Source organism: Streptomyces sp. NPDC002643 (assembly GCF_053592555.1).
Genome location: NZ_JBSFVY010000003.1, coordinates 306,095 through 324,524 on the forward strand (window position 1 = coordinate 306,095; position 18,430 = coordinate 324,524).

Genomic DNA, 18,430 nt, shown 5'->3' on the forward strand with positions numbered 1-18,430 from the left:
TCGGCGACCTGGCCCTGCGGCGGTGCCGACTCACGCGGGTCGGACCACGGGCGTGGCGATCCGGAGTCGGATTACCATACCGATCGCGAAGATTGCTGACAGGGGAGTTGCCATGGCGAGGAGCCGTTCAGGGGCCGGACTCCTCGGCAGACGGAACGAGTGCCAGGCTCTCGACGATCTCGTGGCGGGCGCCAGGGCCGGGCGCAGCGGGGTCCTGGTCCTGCGCGGTGAGGCGGGGATCGGGAAGACGGAGCTGCTGAGACACCTCCTCGACCGCGCCACCGGATGCCGCACCATCAGGGCGGCCGGCGTCCAGTCCGAGATGGAACTCTCCTACGCCGGTCTGCACCAGCTCTGCGCCCCTCTGCTCACCGGACTCGACCATCTCCCCGAGCCCCAACGGGACGCGCTCGGCACGGCGTTCGGGCTGCGCGCGGGCGCGGCGCCCGACCGGTTCCTGGTGGGGCTCGCCACGCTGAGTCTCCTCGCGGACTCGGGAGGAGACCAGCCGCTGGTCTGTCTCGTCGACGACGCGCAGTGGCTCGACGAGGCGTCGGCGCTGACCTTGGAGTTCGTCGCCCGCCGGCTGCTCGCTGAATCGGTTGTGCTGGCCTTCGCCGTCCGGGAGCCCAGCGACGGCAGGGCTCTGTCCGGCCTCCCCGAGCTGCCCGTCCCGGGGCTGACCGAGCGCGACTCCCGCACCCTCCTCGACTCGGTCGTCACGGGGCCTCTCGACGAGCGGGTGCGCGACCGTATCGTCGCCGAGTCGCGCGGCAACCCGCTGGCCCTGCTCGAACTGCCGCGCGGACTGAACGCGGCGGAGAGCGCCGGCGGCTACGAGCGCCCCGACGCACGGCCGCTGTCGAGCCAGATCGAACAGGGGTTCCTCCGTCGTGTCCGGTCCCTCCCGGGTGAGACACAACGCCTGCTGGTCACCGCCGCCGCCGAACCACTGGGCGATGTGACGCTGCTGCGGCGTGCCGCCGAACGGCTGGGGGTCGATGTGGACGCCGCCCTGTGGCACCCGGACGCGGCGGAACTGATCACCGTCGGCACCCGGGTGCGGTTCCGGCACCCGCTGGTGCGCTCGGCGGCCTATCGCGCGGCGAGCCCGAGCGAGCGTCGCGAGGTGCACCGGGCGCTGGCCGACGTGACCGACGCCGGGACCGATCCCGATCGCCGGGCCTGGCATCTGGCCGACGCCGCCTCGGGACCCGACGAGACGGTCGCCGCCGAACTGGAGCGTTGCGCGGGCCGGGCGCAGGCGCGCGGCGGTATCGCGGCCACGGCCGCATTCCTCCAGCGCGCGACCGCGCTGACGCAGGACCCCGCCCCACGCGCGCGGCGCGCCATGGCGGCCGCGCGGGCGAAGCTGCAGGCCGGGGCGTTCGAGGCGGCGACCACCCTCCTCGCCACGGCGGAGGCCGGCCCCCTCGACGAGCCGGAACGCGCCGGGATCGATGTGCTGCACGCCGAGATCGCGTTCGCCCAGAACCGTGGCAACGACGCCCCTCCGCTGCTGCTGGCCGCCGCCCGCCGGTTCGGACGGCTCGATGCCTCGCTCGCCAGTGAGATGTACCTGGGCGCCGTCGCGGCGGCGATCTTCGCCGGACATCTTGCGCGGGGCACAGGACTGAGGGAGGTGGGCGAGGCCGCCCGGCAGGCGCCACGGGCGGCGACGCCGAGGGTGCCCGACATCCTGCTGGACGCCATGGCCGTACGCCTCACCGACGGCTACACGGCCTCGGCGGACAGGATGGAGCGCGCCCTCGAAACGCTCTGCGACGAGGAGATCCCCGTCCAGGAGCGGGTGCGCTGGCTCTGGCTCGGCTCCCTCATCGCCTCCGACCGCTGGGACGACGAGCGCTGGCACACGGTCGCGGACCGCCATGTGGAACTCACCCGCGAGGCCGGAGTGCTCAGCGCGCTCCCCGACGCCCTCGACTCCCGCGCCCATGTGCACCTCATCGCCGGGGAACTGGCCGCCGCCGCCGTGCTGTACGAGGAGGTGGAGACGGTGTGCGCCGCGACCGGCAACAGCAACCCGGCGCGCGTCGGACCCCTGGGCCTCGCCGTCTGGCGCGGCCGCGAGAGTGAGGCCCGTACGTTGATGGACACGATCCTGGCCGAGGCCGTACCGCGCGGCCAGGGAGCCAGCGTCACCGTCGTCCGCTGGTACGAGGCTGTGCTCTGCAACGGGCTCGGCCAGTACGCGCGGGCGCTGGCCGCGGCCCGGGAGGTGGCCGCCGACCGGCAACAGCTCTCCTCGCCGCAATGGGGCCTGGTCGAGATGATCGAGGCCGCCGTACGCAGCGGTGCGCCCGGGGAGGCGGCCGACGCTCTCGACCGGCTCTCGGAGATGACGCGGGCCAGCGGCACGGACTGGGCGCTGGGCCTGGAAGCGCGCTCGCGGGCGCTGCTCAGCGAGGGCGACACCGCCGAACGGCACTACCGCGAGGCCGTCGAACGCCTCGAACGGACCCGGGTACGCATGGACCTCGCGCGGGCTCATCTGCTGTACGGCGAATGGCTGCGCCGGGAGAACCGCCGGGTCGACGCCCGCGCCCAACTGGACGCCGCCCACGAGATGTTCAGCCGGTTCGGGGCCGGGGCGTTCGCCGAACGCGCGCGGGGCGAGCTGCAGGCCACGGGGGCGAAGGTGCGCAGCCACACCGTCGCGGCGCCCACCGCCCTCACGCCCCAGGAGGCGCAGATCGCCCGGCTCGCCGGTGAGGGGCTCACCAATCCCGAGATCGGCGCCCAGCTGTTCATCAGCCGCCATACCGTCGAGTGGCATCTGCGCAAGGTGTTCTCCAAGCTCGGCATCTCCTCCCGCAAGGAGATCCGCACGCTTCGGCTGGAGGGCGAGGCGACCTCGGCCTGAACCGCCGGCCACCCCGCGCGGGCGGTCGCCCGGGACGACGGGGCGCGTGCGGTTGCGAACGAGAACGTATCGAACGGATCGATGGCGGTACTGTGCCCCCATGGCAGCCGATGTCCCTTCCGACGGTCTTTCGTCGCGCAGTCCTACGTCGCGCAGTGATCCCTCGCGCGGTGTTCCCTCGCGTCTGACCGACCGCCCCGGTGACGCCTCGCCCTTCGCTCTCGGCCTGCTGCTGCGCCGGGCGCACTGGCGTGCCGCCGCCGTGATGGAGGAGGCACTCCGGCCGCTGGGCATCGAGCTGCGCCACTTCGGCGTGCTCATCGTGCTCGTCGACCGGGGGCCCACCGTGCAGCGGGACCTGGTGGCGGCGACGGGGTCGGACAAGGCCGGCATCATGCGGGTCGTGGACGACCTGGAGCGCAAGGGGCTGGCCGTACGCAAGGCCGTGCCGGGCGACCGACGGGTACGGGCGGTGGAGATCACCCCCGAGGGCGTCGAACTCTTCGACGCCGCCCATGTGGCGGCCGAACCCCTGGCCGAGCGCCTCGTCGCGGACCTGGAGCCGGGCGAACCCGAGCAACTGAGGGATCTGCTGACCCGGTTCGCCCATCCCGCGCCCTGAAAGGGACGCGGGGCGGTGCCGATATGCGGCTCCGCCGCGCGGCCGGGATGTTGCCTCGTTCGTCCGCGGCGCCGTCGTGGCTGGTCGCGCAGTTCCCCGCGCCCCTTACGGGGCGCTGCCGAACCGCAGCGGACTTCGCCTGCCCCGCTTGGGCGCATCGCCACCCCCGCACCCACGTCCACCTTGCCGTCGGCTACGCCGCCAGGCGTTCCGCGAGCTCCTTGGCCTTGGCCGTCGCCTCCTCGAAGGCCCGCTTGCGGGAGATCTCGTAGAGGGGGATCAGCTCGCTCATGGCCGGGTTCTTCGGCGCCATCGTGAGTTCCGGGACGATGAAGTCGAGGTCCAGGCCGAGGCTGTCCCTGAGGACGGCCTCCAGATAGTTCCGTACGTATTCGAAGCCCTCGCGCGGGGTGCCCGGCTCGTACGATCCGCCGCGGCTGGCGACGACGATGACGGGGGTGCCCTGGGCGGAGGGGTTCGCGCCCGCGGTGCGGCCCATCAGGAACACGTTGTCGATCCACGCCTTGAGGGTCGAGGGGATCGAGTAGTTGTGCATGGGGGCGCCGATCAGGACGGCGTCCGCCCGCTCCAGTTCCTCGATGAGCGGCAGCCGCGCGGCGAACGCGGCGGACTGCTCCGGCGTGCGCTGGTCCGCCGGGGTGAAGCCGGCGGTCCAGCCGGGGGCGGTGAGGTGGGGGACAGGGGCGGCGGCGAGATCGCGATGGATCACCGTGCCCTCGGGGTGCTGCTCCTCCCAGGCCTTGCGGAAGGCGGCCGCGACCGAGCGGGACGAGGACGCCTCGCCGGGCAGCACGGACGAGTCGATGTGCAACAGCGTGACCATGGACCTTCTCCAAGAAACGACGGTGCCCGAGGGGGGACCCAGGGGCCGGGGAACTTGCTCCCCACGATAGTTTAACGCGAGAAGGTATTGAATGATACCGTCGCAAGTGCAACGGATGGTGGGTGTGCCGAGCACGCGAACGCGGCCGGGCACACGAACACGAGGGAGGCAGGAGACCGTGGACGTCTATGAGGCCGTCAGGAGTCGGCGGGCGGTGCGCGCGTTCAGCGACCGGCAGGTCCCGAGACGGACCCTGGAGCGCGTGCTGTCCGCCGCGGCCTGGACGCCGTCCGCCTCCAACATCCAGCCGTGGCACGCCTATGTGCTGACCGGCGGCCCCCTGGCCGACCTCAAACGACGCACCGGCGAACGCCTGGCCTCGGGCGCCCCCTGGGACGAGCCGGAGTACCAGCAGTACCCGCCCGCGCTCAAGTCCCCCTACCGCGAACGCCGATCCGCCTTCGGCGAGCAGCGCTACGGGGCACTGGGCATCCCGCGCGAGGACATCGAGGCCCGGCAGCGGGCCGCCTCCGCCAACTGGCAGTGCTTCGGCGCACCCGCCGCCCTGTTCTGCTACATCGACCGCGACATGGGCCCGGCCCAATGGTCCGACGTCGGCATGTACGTGCAGACCGTCATGCTGCTGCTCCGCGCCGAAGGGCTGCACAGCTGCCCGCAGATGGCGTGGGCGAAGTACCACCGCAGCGTCGCGGAGGCGGTGTTACCGCCGGACGAACTCGTCCTCTTCTGCGGAATGTCGATCGGCTACCAGGACGACACCACACCGGACAGCCGTACGGCCCGCGCGCCGCTGGAGGAGACCGTCACCTTCGTCGACGATCACTGACAGCGTCCGGTCACACCTTTGGTTCTCGTGTCACACCTTCGGTGAGTGTCCTGTCATAAGGGGTGAGAGCAGGCGTGAACTCTGCCGACCCGAGGAGCGCAGTGATGACCGAGCCCGTTCTTGAGACCACGGCACAGGAGTTCGCCGACCTGGCGGCGAATCCGCCGTTCCTCCACGAGCTGGGGCCGGACGGCGCCCGCAAGGTCCTGGACGGTCTGCAGTCGGAGCCCGTGGAGAAGCCGGAGGTGGAGGAGAAGTGGATCACGGTGCCCGCCGAGGCGGGCACCGTACCGGTACGCGTCGTCAGGCCCCTCGGCGCTCACGGCACTGTGCCCGTGGTCCTCTATCTGCACGGCGGGGGCTGGGTCATGGGCGACGCCGGCACCCATGACCGGCTGGTGCGCGAACTGGCCGTCCGGGCGGACACCGCCGTCGCGTTCGTGGAGTACGACCGCTCACCGGAGGCCAAGTACCCGGTGGCCGTCGAGCAGGCGTACGCGACGGCCCGGTGGATCACCGCGCGGGGCGGCGACGAGGGGCTGGACGCCTCCCGGCTGGCCGTGGCCGGTGACTCGGCCGGAGGCAACATGGCCGCCGCGCTGACCCTCATGGCCAAGCGGCGCGGTGATGTGACCTTCGTGCACCAGTCGCTGTACTACCCCGTGACGGACGCGGCCCAGGACACCGCCAGCTACCGGCAGTTCGCGGACGGCCCCTACCTCACGGCCAGGGACATGGCCTGGTTCTGGGACTGCTACACCACCGATCCCGCGCAGCGGGCGGAGATCACCGTCTCGCCGCTGCGGGCGAGCCTGACGGATCTCCAGGGGCTGCCGCCCGCGCTCGTCATCGTCGACGACAGCGATGTGCTGCGCGACGAGGGCGAGGCGTACGCCCGCAGGCTGACCCAGGCCGATGTCCCCACCACGAGCATCCGCGTCAACGGCACCCTGCACGACTTCATGATGCTCAACACCCTCCGGGCCACCCCGGCGGCGACCGTCGCGGTGGAACAGGCCGTCCACGCCCTGCGCACCGCCCTGCACGGCGGCTGACCGATCCATGCCGGCGCCCCGGTGAGAAGAGGTGATCACTATGCGGTTCCGTGACCATGACAGGCGTCACGGCGTCACAGACGACAAGGGGACGCGTCCCCCGCCGATGAACCGGCCGGCCGGGACGCCGCCGAACCGATCGGCCGGGACGCCGCCGAACAGGACTGCCGGAACGCCGACTTCGGTGGGCGGCCTGCACGCCCTTCCCCGCCCCGTGGCCGCGGTGGTGGGCGCCGGTGGCGTGCTCGGCGCGGCCCATGTGGGGCTCGGATACGCGCTGGAGAAGCGCGGATTCGTCCCCGACATGATCGTCGGCACCTCGGTGGGCGCCCTCAACGGGGCCATCGCGGCCGCCCACCCCGACCGGGCCGCGCCCTGGCTGGACCAGGTGTGGACCCGGTTGAGCCGCCGTGAGGTGTATCCGCTCGGCCATCTCTCCTCGCGGGCCGGTGTGTTCACCGACCGAGGTCTGCGACGGCTGATCGCCCGGGCCGGACTGCCGTCACGGATCGAGGAGTTGGCGGTCCCGTTCACCGCCGTGGCCATGGACCTCGCCACCGGCGCCCCGGTCCCCCTTGACCACGGGGACCTCGAATCCGCGCTGCTGGCCAGCGCCGCCATCCCCGGCGCGCTGCCCCCGGTGGACCGCGACGGCCGCACGCTCGTCGACGGGGGAGTGGTCGCCTACGTCCCCGTACTGGCCGCCCTCCAGGCCGGGGCCGCAAGCGTCGTCGTGGTCGCGGCGGGGCCCGAGAGTTCACCGGTGCGCCCCGTCAGTCCGCGCCGCCGCGCCGGTGCCGTCGCCGCCCGGGCCGGGCTGCTGCTGTTGCACCACCAGATAGAGCGCGATCTGCGCGAGGTGTCCCGGCACATCCCCACCGTCGTCCTCCCGACCGGCATCGAGACCTGGCCCGCCCCCTGGGACTTCGGCCACTCCCCACGTCTGATCAGCACCGCCGCCCGCACGGCCGGCCGCTTCCTCGACGGGCTGTGCGTCTGCGGGCCCGGGCTGTACCGGGTCGACGACCCTTCCCCGACCTCCGCCGACCAGGGCGGCTCGTCGACTTCTTCCCCAGTGGAGGCAGGCCCGTGAGCACCATCGCGTTCCTCAACATCGGCATGCACGGACACATCAACCCCACGCTGCCGGTCGTCGCCGAACTCGTACGGCGCGGCCACACCGTCACCTACCACACCTCGCCCGCGTTCCGGGCGGAGATCGAGGCCACCGGCGCGACCGTCCGCCTCTACCCCGGAGGCGACCAGCCCTTCCCCGAGCAGCCGACCCCGGTCACCTGGATGGAAGCCCTCGCGACCACCAGCCTCCACTGGCTGCCCGCCGTGCTCGCCGACCTCCGCCGCGACCGGCCCGACCTGATCGTCCACGACAGCGCCTGCCTCTGGGGCGCGGTCGCCGCCCGCGAACTCGGCGTCCCGGCGGCCTCGTCGTTCACCACCTTCGCCTTCAACCGGCGTGTCCCGAGCCCCACCCGGGGCTCCTGGCAGCTGCTCGCCGACGCGCGCACCCGGCCCCGCAGCGTCCGCGGCTATCTGCGCTCCCGCCGGGAACTGCGCCGACGCCACGACACCCACGGGCTGCCCCTGATCGACGTGGCGAACATCCGCCAACCGCTCAACCTCGTCTACACCTCACGCGAGTTCCAGCCCGCCGTGCGGGACTTCGACCCGTCCTACCGCTTCGTCGGCCCCAGCATCGGCGCCCGCCCCGCCGACCCGTCGTTCCCCGTCGACCGGCTCCGGGACCCGGTGCTGTACGCCTCGCTGGGCACCGTGTTCAACGCCGACCCACACCTGCTGCGCACCTTCGCCACCGCCCTCGCCCCCCTGGGCGGCACCGTCGTCGTCTCCACCGGGCAGACCGACCCCGACGCGCTCGGGGCGCTGCCGGCGAACGTGCTCGCCCGCCGCTTCGTACCGCAACCGGAGGTACTGGCCCGCGCCGCGCTCTTCATCACCCACGGCGGTATGAACAGCGTCAACGAGGCCATGTACGCCGGGGTTCCGCTGCTGCTGGTCCCGCAGGGCGCCGACCAGCCGATGGTGGCCCGCCGCGTCGTCGAACTCGGCGCAGGCCTGTCGATGCGCACCCAGGACGTCGCCAAGGGTTCCGTGCGCGGCCTCGCCCGACGGCTGCTCCACGAACCCGGCTTCCGCAGGGCGGCGACGACCCTGAGGACCGCCCAGCACCGGGCGGGCGGATACGGAAGGGCCGCCGACGAACTCGAACGGTACGCGCACACCGCCCGCCCGGCCCCCGAGTCCGTTCCCGCCGACCCCTCACGGCGAGGCTGAGCGATGTCGTTCGTCGCCGTCATGCTGCTGCTCGCCGGGGTGTCGGAGGCCGTCGGGCGCATCCTGCCCCTGCTGGCCCGCAGACCCGGAATGCCGCGGACCCTCGTGGCCGGGCTGGTGTTCGCCGCGGGCCTCGTCGAGGGCGCCGTGTTCGCGCTGTGGCCGCTGACCGCGTGGAACCTGGCCGAACTGGTGATGTCCTCACCACCGCCCGGCACCGCCCTCGGCTGGACACCCGCCCTGGTCGCGCCGCTGCTGCTCTCCGCCGTCCTCGCGTTCCCGCTGCTCGGGCCCTTCCTCCATCTGCTGCTCTTCATCGGAGTCGGGGCCGCCCTCGCCGACCACCTCGCTACGGCGACCGGGCTCGGCTGGTGGAGCGCCGCCGGTTGCGTGGCCCTCGCCGGGGTCGGACTCGGAGTCACCGTGGAGATCGTCCGGCGGCTGGTCGTGAGGATCAGCGCGCCCCGGGCAACGGAGTCGCTCACATGAACTCGTTCCTGCTCTGGGCCCTCGCCCTCGGACCCGCCCTGCTCGCCGAGGCCCTGCTCGCCCGCCACGAGGTCCTGGTCTACGGCGCCGGACTGCGCACCCCGGCCAGTGTGCTGCCCGACGGGGTCCCCTACGCCCGGGGCGCGGACCCCGACCGGCCCCCCGCCGCCTATCTGGTCTACCTCGACGGCATCGGCAAACGCCGCGTCCGCGACACCCGGGACGGTGGCCAGCTCGTCAGGGCGGTGCTCGCTGGGGCACCCGAACTACGGGTACTGGGGCAGGTCCAGCCCTACTCGCCGCTCGCCGACCCGCTCGCCGACCGGCCGGTGTGGGCGTGGCTGCGCCGCCACATCGGGCTGCTGCTCTTCCTGCACAACGTCATGCAGGTCTTCGTCGCCGCCGACCACCGCTACCGCCCCCTGTACAACCGGGCCGTCGGCTCCCAGATCGCCACCCAGCTCCGGCTCGCCGGCTACCGGCCCGACAGCGGCATCCCCGTGGTGCTGCTCAGCTACAGCGGCGGCGCCCAGGTCGCCACCGGCGCCGTCGAGGAACTGCACTCCCGGCTGCGCGCCCCGGTCGTGGTGATCATGCTCGGCGGGTTCCACAACGGCGCCAACGACCTCACCCATGCCGAGCACGTCCACCAACTCACCAGCGCGTACGACCGGATCGAGCGGGTCGGCACCTGGCTCTTCCCCCAGCGCCGGCGTCTGTTCCGCCGCAGCGGATGGAACCGCGCCCTGCGGGCCGGGAAGATCACCGTGCACCGGCTCGACCCCGCCACCCACCTCGGGCCGAACGGCTACATCAGTCCGGAGGGCAGGCTGCCCGACGGCCGCAGCCACCTCGACCACACCACCGAGACCGTGATCGCCCTCGTCCGCTCCCACTACGGCGCGACCACGGTGACGGACGAACAGCCGGGATGAGGGCCTCGCCCCACAGCACAGAGCGCCGGCCAACAGCGCTGGTCAGCCGTTGTGTTCCGCCGGGCTGGCGCCGCCGAGGCCGTTGACCAGGCCGCGCAGCAGTGGCCCGTACTCCGGATGGGAGAGGGCGAACGCCATCTGGGCGACCAGATAGTCGGCCGGATTGCCGGTGTCGTACCAGCGGCCCTTGATGACCTGCCCGTACACCGCGCGGGTGGCCGCGTAGGCGTTGATGGCGTCGGTCAGATAGACCTCACCGGTGCGGTGCTCGTACCAGCGGCGGGTCTGCTCGCGCAGCTCGTCGATGATGCCGGGGGTGACGACATAGCCGCCGATGGCCGCGTACGCCGACGGGGCGGCGGAGGGCTCGGGCTTCTCGACCAGGCCGGTGATGCGCAGCTGGCCGTCGCCGAGGTCCTCCTTGACGATGGGCACGCCGTAGCGCTGGGACTCGGTGGGGTCCATCGGCAGCAGGGCCAGCACCGGGCAGCCGGTCTGCTCATAGGCCCGGATCAGCTGCTGGGCGCGGGGGACCTCGGCCACGAACACGTCGTCCGGCCACAGCACCAGCACCGGCTCGTCGCCGAAGGAGCGGGCGGCGTTCAGCACCGGGGTGCCGTTGCCGTACGGGCCGTACTGGTCGAGGTAGGTGATGTGGCCCCGGCGGGCCAGCTCGGCGACCTCCTCGACCGCGTCCGCGTACGCCGTCTTGCCGTCCGCGCGGAGTTGTTCGACGAGGGCGGGGTTGGGGCGGAAGTGGTCCTGGATGAGGCTCTTGCCACCGGAGACGACGATGGTGATGTCGGTGATGCCGGAGTCCACCAGCTCACGCACGGTGTGTTCGATGACCGGCTTGTCGCCGACCGGGAGCATCTCCTTCGGGGTCGCCTTCGTCAGGGGCAGCAGTCGGGAGCCGAGTCCGGCGGCCGGGATCACAGCCCGGCGGATCGTCGGGGACATCACGTTTCTCTCGGTCGAGCGGCACACCGCACCGGCCGGCACGGCATGGCACCGACCGTATCAACGCCGCCGATCACCGGTTTCGCCGGTCGCCCGGTGCAGGGCTTCGGTGACCGCCTCGATCCGCCCGTCGAGGTCCAGCAGCTCCCGGCGGATCTCGTCGGCGCGGGTCTCCAGCGCGGTGGCCTCGGCGGCCAGCGACACCACGGTGGCCGCCATGTCGCTCCGGTTCTCGGTGACTTGGTTCATCGCCGTCCTTCGTCTGCGCTTGATACGGCGGTGGCCCCCGCCTCGTCGGCAGGGGCCACCGGGCCGGGACCTACCGCTGCCGCGCGAGCCAGTCGGCGAGCTGGGTCTCGGCGAGGTGCGCCCCCGGACCCGGCAGAAGGGTGTTCTCCACCACATGGGCGCCGGAGTACGGGGCGTCCGGGTCCGTGACGACCGTACGGGGGTCGTCGTGGGCGGCGAGCGCCTTGCGGATGAGCGCGTCCATCTGGAAGACCTCGGGGCCGGCGACCTCCACCAGACCGTTGACGGGAGCACCGACCGCGGCGCGGCCGACGGCCGCGGCCACATCCCCGGAGAAAATGGGCTGGATCTTGACGGGTGCCAGCCGCACGGTGTCGCCGTCCGTCGACAGGTCCGCGATCCCCTTGATGAACTCGAAGAACTGGGTGGCGTGGACGATCGAATAGGGAATCCCGGACGCCTTGATCAGTTCTTCCTGGGTCTGCTTGGCACGGAAGTAGCCGCTCTCCTGGAGCCGGTCGGTGCCGACCACGGACAGCGCCACATGGTGGGTCACACCGGCTTCCGTCTCCGCCTTCAGCAGATTGGTCGTGGAGGTGCGGAAGAACTCCATGACGGCGTCGTCCGCGAAGGAGGGGGAGTTGGACACATCGACCACGACCGCCGCGTCCTTAAGGACCTCGGCCAGCCCCTCGCCGGTCAGGGTGTTGACGCCGGTGTTGGGCGAGGCGGCGACCGCCTCGTGCCCGTGCTCGGTGAGCTTGGCGACCAGCTGCGAGCCGATGAGTCCCGTTCCACCGATCACTACGACCTTCATTGCGGTTTCCTTTCCGAGAGGAATTCGGTCTGCATGAGAAGAGACAGGGCAGCGGCTCCATCTGTGACAGGGGTGGTCATTCGACGAGCTTTCCATCGGTCGAGACGTCCTGCATCAGCGAGGAAATCTCGTCCGGAATCGGCGGAATGCTTTCGTGGGTCACACCGGTCGTCGGAGACCACACGAGATTGACCTGGAGAGCCGGGTTCAGCTCCGGATGGTCGCTTCGGTTGTGGCAGCCACGGGTCTCCCGGCGCTCCAGCGCCGCTTCGAGGGTGGCCCGCGCCGCCAGCGCGGCCGACTTCAGGTCGAAGGCGTGTGCGAGGTCCTGATAGCCGGCGATGTCCGGGTGCACCCCGATGTCCTCCATCCGCTTCTCGATCACCGAGAGCTCCGCCAGCCCCGCGCGCAGCCCCTCCTCGTCGCGTACGACGCCGGCGTGCTCGGTCATGGTGTCGCGGATGGCGCGCTGCAGGGCCCGGACGTTCTCCGGTCCGTCGGCCGCGAGGAGTCCGTCGACCTCCGCGCGGGCCTCGGCGACGGCCGCCGCCGACCTCGGCTGTGCGGTCAGGGACTCCGAGTGGGCGGCGGCCGCCCGTCCTGCGATGCGGCCGAAGACCAGCAACTCGATGAGGCTGTTCCCCCCGAGCCGATTGGCGCCGTGCAGCCCGCTCGACGCCTCCCCGATGGCGTACAGGCCCCGTACGTCGGTGCTGTGGTCCTCGGGGCGCACCCACACCCCGCCCATCGAGTAGTGCGCGGTGGGCGCGATCTCGATCGGCTCGCGGGTGATGTCCAGCATCTGCAGGTCCAGCAGCGTCTGATAGACCCGGGGCAGCCGGCTCATGACCGTCTGCCGGGGCAGATGGGAGACATCCAGCCACACCCCTCCCTTGGGGGTGCCGCGCCCTTCCTTGATCTCCGTGTACGAGGCCAGGGCCACCCGGTCCCGCGTGGACAGCTCCATTCGGTCGGGGTCGTAGCGGGCCATGAACCGCTCCCCGAGCGCGTTGCGCAGCACCCCGCCCTCGCCCCGCGCTGCCTCGCTGACCAGGGTTCCGGCCGCGCTCTCCGGCTCGATGATCCCGGAGGGGTGGAACTGCACCAGCTCCGGGTCCCGCAGCCGGGCCCCGGCCTCCACGGCCAGCCGGAAGGAGTCCCCGGTGTTCTCGTCGCGCCGTGAGGACGTACGCCGCCAGATCCGGGTGTGACCGCCGGCGGCGAGGATCACCGCGTCGGCGTGGATCAGATACCGCCGGCCGCTGGTCAGGTCGAAGCCGTAGGCGCCGAAGACCGCGCCGTCGTGCGTCAGGAGCCGGGTGATGTAGACGCCGTCGAGTACGGGGATGTCCAGCTGTTCCGCGCGCCTGACGAGGGTGCGCTGGATCTCCAGGCCCGTGTAGTCGCCCGCGAAGGCGGTGCGGCGGAACGTGTGGGCGCCGAAGAAGCGCTGGGAGATCCGGCCGTCCTCCTCCCGGGCGAAGGCCATGCCGTAGCGCTCCAGGTCGTCGATGCCCCGGGCGGCCCCCTGCGTGACGATCTCGACCGTGCGGGGGTCGGCCAGCAGATAGCTCTCCTTGAGGGTGTCGGCCGCGTGCTGCTGCCAGCTGTCCTCCGGGTCCATGGTGGCCAGGGCCGCGTTGATGCCCCCGGCGGCGAGTGCCGTATGGGCGTCCTCCTTGGGGCGTTTGCCGACCGCCAGGACGTCGGCGCCGGCCTCGGCCAGTTCGATGGCGGCACGCAGCCCCGCACCTCCGGTGCCGATCACCAGCACCATCGTGGAAAGACGTTGTTCGTTGACAGCCACGGTTCACTCCGATCGCCGGCGTTGTCACTCAGTACGACAAGGTCGCGCCGGGATCTGTGACACCTTTCGTTCGCGAACCACCGGGTCGGTCACCGCCGCACGAGCCGCACCGCGAGCATGTGCCGAGGTGCTCAGCCCCGCCAGTCGTAGCGTTCCCGCGCCCGGACGACCGTCTCGGGGGCGACGGCGCCGGTCCGCGCCAACCGGTCCAGGGCGGCGACGACGATCGACTCGGCGTCCACCCGGAAATAGCGGCGCACGGCGTCACGCGTGTCCGACAGCCCGAAGCCGTCCGTGCCCAGCGACGAGTAGTCCTGCTCCACCCACTGACTGATCTGGTCCGGCACCTGCCGCATCCAGTCGCTGACCGCCAGCACGGGCCCCGGCGCCCCCGACAGCGCCTGGGTCACATACGGGACGCGCTCCTCACCCCGCAGCCGCGCCCGGTCGGCGCACAGGGCGTCGCGGCGCAGCTCCGTCCACGACGTCACCGACCAGACGTCGGCGTGCACTCCCCACTGGGACAGCAGCAGGTCCTGGGCGTCGAGCGCCCAGTGGATGGCCGTGCCCGAGGCCAGCAACTGGACGCGCGGCCCCGCGTCATGGGGCTCCGCCCGCCGGAAGGGGTGGATACCGCGCAGGATGCCCTCCTCGACCGAGGGGCCGGGAGGCATGGGCGGCTGGAGCTTGGGCTCGTTGTAGACGGTCAGGTAGTAGAAGACGTCCTCGGGCCGGTCGCCGTACATCCGCCGCAGCCCCTCCCGCACGATCACCGCGATCTCGTACGCGAACGCCGGGTCGTAGATCACGGCGGCGGGATTGGTGGACGCCAGCAGATGCGAGTGCCCGTCGGCGTGCTGCAGCCCCTCCCCGGTCATCGTCGTCCGCCCGGCCGTCGCCCCGACGACGAAACCCCTCCCCAACTGGTCGGCCAGCGCCCAGAACTGATCGCCCGTCCGCTGGAAACCGAACATGGCGTAGAAGATGTAGAACGGGATCATGGGCTCGCCATGGGTGGCGTACGACGTCGCCGCGGCGGTGAACTCGGCCACCGACCCGGCCTCGGTGATGCCCTCGTCGATGAGCTGGCCGTCCGTGGCCTCCCGGTAGCGCAGCAGCTGACCGGCGTCGACCGGCTCATAGGTCTGGCCCTTCGGGGAGTAGATCCCGGCCGTCGGGAACAGGGCCTCCATGCCGAACGTCCGTGCCTCGTCGGGGATGATGGGCACCCAGCGGCGTCCGGTCTCCTCGACCCGCATCAGATCCTTGACCAGCCGGACCAGCGCCATGGTGGTGGCCACCTCCTGCTTGCCGAAGCCCCGCTGGAGCGAGTCGAAGGGATCGGACGGCGGCCGCTCGATCGCCTTGGCCACCACCCTGCGCACCGGCAGGGGACCGCCCAGCGCGGCACGCCGTTCCCGCAGGTACCGCACCTCGGGCGAGCCCTCGCCGGGATGCCAGTACGGCACCACGTCCCCGCTCAACGCGCCGTCTGGGATGGGCAGTTCGAGGGCGTCGCGCATCTGCCGGAACTGGGCCATGGTCAGCTTCTTCATCTGGTGGTTGGCGTTGCGGGACTCGAAGTCCGGGCCCAGGGTGTGGCCCTTCACCGTCTGGGCGAGGACGACGGCGGGCTGCCCTCTGTGGTCGACGGCGGCCCGGTAGGCGGCGTGGACCTTCAGGGGCTCGTGCCCGCCCCGGGAACTCTGGAACAGTTCGGTGAGCCGCGCATCACTCAGACTCGACACAAGGTGTGACAACGTCCGGCCGGTGAAGAAGTGCTCGCGGACATAGGCCGCGTCCCGGGCCGCGTACGTCTGGAACTGACCGTCGGGCACCTCACCGAGGCGGCGGACGAGGGAGCCGTCCGTGTCCCGCCGCAGTACGGGGTCCCAGGCCTCGCCCCAGAGGGTCTTCAGCACATACCAGCCCGCGCCGCGGAACCGTGCCTCCAGCTCCTGCACGATCTTGGAGTTCGACCGCACCGGTCCGTCCAGCCGCTGCAAGTTGCAGTTGATGACGAAGGTGAGGTTGTCCAGGCCCTCGCGGGCGGCCAGTTCCAGCGCGGCCGTCGCCTCGGGCTCGTCGACCTCGCCGTCCCCGAGGAACGCCCACACCCGCGACCCGGACGTGTCCTTGATCCCCCTGTTGTACAGATAGCGGTTGAACCGGGCCTGGTAGACGGCGGCGAGCGGCCCGAGCCCCATCGACACGGTCGGGAACTCCCACAGCCACGGCAGCCGCCGGGGGTGCGGATAGGACGGCAGACCGTGCCCGTCGGCCTCCCGCCGGAAGCCGTCCAACCGCTCCTCGCCGATCCGCCCTTCGAGGAACACCCGCGCGTAGATGCCGGGCGAGGCATGACCCTGCAGATACAGCTGGTCCCCGGAACCCCCGTCGTCCTTGCCCCGGAAGAAGTGGTGGAACCCGACCTCGTACAGCCAGGCCGCCGACGCGTAGGTCGAGATGTGGCCGCCGAGCCCCCACCGGGAACCACGGGTCACCATGGCCGCCGCGTTCCACCGGTTCAGCGCGGTGATACGGGACTCCATGGCGAGGTCGCCCGGGTACGCCGGCTGGGACGACGCCGGGATCGTGTTGACGTAGTCCGTGGACAGCAGCCCGGGCAGGGACACCCCGGACCGGGCCGCGTACTCGTGCACCCGCCGCAGCAGTTGGGCGGCGCGTTCGGGCCCGGCATGCCGGATGACTTCGTCGAGCGACGCCTGCCATTCCCTCGTCTCCTCGGCATCACGGTCGGGCAACTGGTCGAGTTCACTCATCGCTGCATCCTCGGGTGCGGTGGAGTCGGAAACGCCACTGACTACGACAGCGGTCCCACCGTTGTTGTGACACGCACGGCGAACGGTGTGGGCAGGGCGACACCGCTGTCACAGAAGCTCCGTGTGCTCGGTCATCACTGCGAGACGACCCATGGAGGTGCAGCACGATGTCGGACAAGGAATCGAGCGGCGGGACCGATGAGCGGACGCGGTCCGGGGCCTGGCAGACGGCGGCGACGATGGTGCAGGACGTCGTACCGCCGTTCATCCCCGAGGGCGCCTCGGCGATGACCATCTTCGTCGAGTGGCCGCCCGGTGACCCCGGGACCCCGCCGCACCGCCATTCGGGGCCCGCCTTCGGGTACGTGATCGAGGGCGCCGTCCGCTTCGAACTCGAAGGCGAGCCGGAACGCGTGGTCAAGGCCGGGGAGACGTTCTGGGAACCCGGCGGCGACCTGATCCACTACCAGGACGGCAACGCCCTCACGGACGCGTGCACCCGGTTCACCGTGACCATGCTGTGCGCGCCCGGCCAACCGATGCTCACCCTGGTCGACGAGCGGGAACTGGCCGAGCGGGCCCATCGGCGCGCACCGCGCCCCACGGACTGACCCGCGCCGACCAGGCACAGGCACTGACAAGCGCTGACAGGCACTGACAAGGAGGCCACGGTGTTCGAACAGCGGACGGAGGCCGAGATGAGACTGCACTCCGAGAAGACGGCCAGGGAACTCGCCCTGAAACGACGGCAACAGGAGACCGGCGACACCCACGACACCGAAGACACCGACGGCGGCGGCGAGCCGGACGAGGTCACCGATACGTCGCCCGAGTCGTCCCCGGCCGGCGAGGCGCACACGACCGTGGAAGGCGGGTGACCGACCCGGCTCGCGTCGTCGACGGCGTCATCGCCGGACGGTGACCGGGGCGGCGCCGCGAACCACGGCCTCCCGCGCGATCAGACAGTCCTCCAGGAACGCCAGGGCACGCAGATGGTACGAGCGGGCCGACCGGCCGAGGCTGATGTTGTGTCCGGCGTCCGGCTGGCGGTCGACGGTCACCCGGGGCGCGGCCGTGAAGTGTGCGACCAGATCGGCGAGGGTCGCCTCATCGTGGCGCCACCAGGCCTCGTGCTCGGCGAAGGTGAACCGTACGGGCACCCGGACGTCGGGTGCGAGGGTCCGGAAGACCAGGGGCCAGCGGGCGAGTTCCGCCCGTTCCCGGGAGGGCATGGCCTCGACGACCGAGGCGCAGGCGCCGAAGGTGCCCGGCGGATAGAGACCCAGCGGTCCCCAGCTCCTGCGCCGCCCGTCACCGCCGTCGAGGGCGACCGGCAGATCCTGGGGCTCGACGGCGCAGACATGACCGCAGCCGGAGATGTCCAGCCCCAGCAGCGGCAGCCCCTCGGGGTCCGAGGCCAGGGTCAGGGCGACCTTGCCGCCGTAGGAGTGGGCGAGCGGGAACAGGCCCGCGCCCGTGGAGTACCGGGAGGCGAAGTCGCTCAGGGCCGCGCGCAGGGCGGTGGCCTGGTCCGCCAGGCCCTGTCCTTCGGGCAGCCGGGCGGCGGAGTGGCCGTAGCCCGGACGGTCCACGGCGAGGACGGTGTGGCCGAGGCTCGCCCCCAGGGTCAGCAGCGACAGGTGGGGGTGGGCCCGGCCGTCGAAGTAGCCCGCGTTCATCCCGCCGCCGTGCACGGCGACCACGACCGCACGCGGGGTGCCCTCGGGCTCGCTGAGCAGCGCGGACAGGGTCACCCCCGCCGCGTCCAGGGTGATCCGGCGCACCCCGCGCGAGGACTCGTCGGCCGGTCGGTTCATGGTCGTCC

17 protein-coding genes are annotated in these 18,430 nt (G+C 71.9%); 10 read left to right on the plus strand and 7 right to left on the minus strand.

Annotated features, from left to right (window positions below; translation table 11 throughout):
- Positions 1-112: 112 nt before the first annotated feature.
- Together ACWD4G_RS06090 and ACWD4G_RS06095 are read left to right on the plus strand one after the other, a co-directional pair.
- Complete coding sequence (locus ACWD4G_RS06090; protein ID WP_451290992.1) at positions 113-2,884, plus strand: helix-turn-helix transcriptional regulator; 2,772 nt, start codon at positions 113-115, stop codon at positions 2,882-2,884.
- Positions 2,885-2,984: 100 nt separating this feature from the next.
- Positions 2,985-3,506: a MarR family winged helix-turn-helix transcriptional regulator gene (locus tag ACWD4G_RS06095; protein WP_451290993.1), complete on the plus strand. Its 522-nt coding sequence runs from the start codon at positions 2,985-2,987 to the stop codon at positions 3,504-3,506.
- A 193-nt stretch (positions 3,507-3,699) separates the two neighbouring features.
- On the opposite strand, the gene ACWD4G_RS06100 is transcribed toward ACWD4G_RS06095, so the two are convergent.
- Positions 3,700-4,350, minus strand: a complete 651-nt coding sequence (locus ACWD4G_RS06100) for an FMN-dependent NADH-azoreductase (protein WP_451290994.1) — start codon at positions 4,348-4,350, stop codon at positions 3,700-3,702.
- 178 nt (positions 4,351-4,528) lie between these two features.
- Here ACWD4G_RS06100 and ACWD4G_RS06105 point away from each other — a divergent pair, with 178 nt between their 5' ends.
- From ACWD4G_RS06105 to ACWD4G_RS06130, 6 genes are all read left to right on the plus strand, one after another.
- Entirely contained in the window at positions 4,529-5,197 is a 669-nt protein-coding gene (locus tag ACWD4G_RS06105; protein WP_451290995.1) for a nitroreductase, read from the plus strand.
- 104 nt (positions 5,198-5,301) lie between these two features.
- Positions 5,302-6,252, plus strand: coding sequence for an alpha/beta hydrolase (locus ACWD4G_RS06110; protein WP_451290996.1), 951 nt, complete (start codon positions 5,302-5,304; stop codon positions 6,250-6,252).
- Between the two features lie 184 nt (positions 6,253-6,436).
- On the plus strand, positions 6,437-7,345 hold the full coding sequence (locus ACWD4G_RS06115) for a patatin-like phospholipase family protein (protein ID WP_451290997.1): 909 nt from the start codon (positions 6,437-6,439) through the stop codon (positions 7,343-7,345).
- The gene (locus tag ACWD4G_RS06120; RefSeq protein ID WP_451290998.1) at positions 7,342-8,565 is read left to right on the plus strand and encodes a macrolide family glycosyltransferase; all 1,224 of its coding nucleotides are present in this window, start codon (positions 7,342-7,344) and stop codon (positions 8,563-8,565) included. The genes ACWD4G_RS06115 and ACWD4G_RS06120 overlap by 4 nt, the downstream gene beginning before the upstream one ends.
- A gap of 3 nt (positions 8,566-8,568) precedes the next feature.
- Positions 8,569-9,054 carry a hypothetical protein gene (locus ACWD4G_RS06125; protein WP_451290999.1) on the plus strand — a complete coding sequence of 162 codons (486 nt, stop codon included), beginning with the start codon at positions 8,569-8,571 and terminating at the stop codon, positions 9,052-9,054.
- Positions 9,051-9,989: a hypothetical protein gene (locus tag ACWD4G_RS06130; RefSeq protein ID WP_451291000.1), complete on the plus strand. Its 939-nt coding sequence runs from the start codon at positions 9,051-9,053 to the stop codon at positions 9,987-9,989. Before ACWD4G_RS06125 ends, ACWD4G_RS06130 begins: the two co-directional genes overlap by 4 nt.
- A 42-nt stretch (positions 9,990-10,031) precedes the next feature.
- Here ACWD4G_RS06130 and ACWD4G_RS06135 read toward each other — a convergent pair whose 3' ends face one another.
- From ACWD4G_RS06135 to aceE, 5 genes are all read right to left on the minus strand, one after another.
- Entirely contained in the window at positions 10,032-10,949 is a 918-nt protein-coding gene (locus ACWD4G_RS06135; RefSeq protein WP_451291001.1) for a UTP--glucose-1-phosphate uridylyltransferase, read from the minus strand.
- 60 nt (positions 10,950-11,009) lie between these two features.
- Positions 11,010-11,198 (minus strand): hypothetical protein, encoded by a 189-nt coding sequence (locus ACWD4G_RS06140; RefSeq protein WP_451291002.1) that lies wholly within the window; start codon positions 11,196-11,198, stop codon positions 11,010-11,012.
- Positions 11,199-11,268: 70 nt separating this feature from the next.
- Positions 11,269-12,015 (minus strand): SDR family oxidoreductase, encoded by a 747-nt coding sequence (locus ACWD4G_RS06145; protein WP_451291003.1) that lies wholly within the window; start codon positions 12,013-12,015, stop codon positions 11,269-11,271.
- Positions 12,016-12,091: 76 nt separating this feature from the next.
- Positions 12,092-13,792 (minus strand): L-aspartate oxidase, encoded by a 1,701-nt coding sequence (locus ACWD4G_RS06150; protein ID WP_451291153.1) that lies wholly within the window; start codon positions 13,790-13,792, stop codon positions 12,092-12,094.
- 161 nt (positions 13,793-13,953) lie between these two features.
- Positions 13,954-16,605 (minus strand): pyruvate dehydrogenase (acetyl-transferring), homodimeric type, encoded by a 2,652-nt coding sequence (aceE, locus tag ACWD4G_RS06155; protein ID WP_451291004.1) that lies wholly within the window; start codon positions 16,603-16,605, stop codon positions 13,954-13,956.
- A gap of 167 nt (positions 16,606-16,772) precedes the next feature.
- Here aceE and ACWD4G_RS06160 point away from each other — a divergent pair, with 167 nt between their 5' ends.
- A complete protein-coding gene (locus ACWD4G_RS06160) occupies positions 16,773-17,216 on the plus strand; it encodes a cupin domain-containing protein (protein ID WP_451291005.1) in 444 nt (147 codons plus the stop codon).
- Positions 17,217-17,276: 60 nt separating this feature from the next.
- The gene (locus ACWD4G_RS06165; RefSeq protein ID WP_451291006.1) at positions 17,277-17,483 is read left to right on the plus strand and encodes a hypothetical protein; all 207 of its coding nucleotides are present in this window, start codon (positions 17,277-17,279) and stop codon (positions 17,481-17,483) included.
- 27 nt (positions 17,484-17,510) lie between these two features.
- Here the strand turns inward: ACWD4G_RS06165 and ACWD4G_RS06170 are convergent, their stop codons facing one another.
- Positions 17,511-18,422: an alpha/beta hydrolase gene (locus tag ACWD4G_RS06170; RefSeq protein ID WP_451291007.1), complete on the minus strand. Its 912-nt coding sequence runs from the start codon at positions 18,420-18,422 to the stop codon at positions 17,511-17,513.
- Positions 18,423-18,430: the final 8 nt, after the last annotated feature.

Excerpts from the sequence above, each read along its gene's own strand:
- ACWD4G_RS06140 (WP_451291002.1), bottom strand. The coding sequence starts at position 11,198 with ATGAACCAAGTCACCGAGAACCGGAGCGACATGGCGGCCACCGTGGTG.
- ACWD4G_RS06125 (WP_451290999.1), top strand. The coding sequence starts at position 8,569 with ATGTCGTTCGTCGCCGTCATGCTGCTGCTCGCCGGGGTGTCGGAGGCC.
- ACWD4G_RS06160 (WP_451291005.1), top strand. The coding sequence starts at position 16,773 with ATGTCGGACAAGGAATCGAGCGGCGGGACCGATGAGCGGACGCGGTCC.
- ACWD4G_RS06090 (WP_451290992.1), top strand. The coding sequence starts at position 113 with ATGGCGAGGAGCCGTTCAGGGGCCGGACTCCTCGGCAGACGGAACGAG.
- ACWD4G_RS06150 (WP_451291153.1), bottom strand. The coding sequence starts at position 13,792 with ATGGTGCTGGTGATCGGCACCGGAGGTGCGGGGCTGCGTGCCGCCATC.
- ACWD4G_RS06130 (WP_451291000.1), top strand. The coding sequence starts at position 9,051 with ATGAACTCGTTCCTGCTCTGGGCCCTCGCCCTCGGACCCGCCCTGCTC.
- ACWD4G_RS06170 (WP_451291007.1), bottom strand. The coding sequence starts at position 18,422 with ATGAACCGACCGGCCGACGAGTCCTCGCGCGGGGTGCGCCGGATCACC.
- ACWD4G_RS06110 (WP_451290996.1), top strand. The coding sequence starts at position 5,302 with ATGACCGAGCCCGTTCTTGAGACCACGGCACAGGAGTTCGCCGACCTG.
- ACWD4G_RS06145 (WP_451291003.1), bottom strand. The coding sequence starts at position 12,015 with ATGAAGGTCGTAGTGATCGGTGGAACGGGACTCATCGGCTCGCAGCTG.
- aceE (WP_451291004.1), bottom strand. The coding sequence starts at position 16,605 with ATGAGTGAACTCGACCAGTTGCCCGACCGTGATGCCGAGGAGACGAGG.
- ACWD4G_RS06100 (WP_451290994.1), bottom strand. The coding sequence starts at position 4,350 with ATGGTCACGCTGTTGCACATCGACTCGTCCGTGCTGCCCGGCGAGGCG.
- ACWD4G_RS06095 (WP_451290993.1), top strand. The coding sequence starts at position 2,985 with ATGGCAGCCGATGTCCCTTCCGACGGTCTTTCGTCGCGCAGTCCTACG.
- ACWD4G_RS06135 (WP_451291001.1), bottom strand. The coding sequence starts at position 10,949 with ATGTCCCCGACGATCCGCCGGGCTGTGATCCCGGCCGCCGGACTCGGC.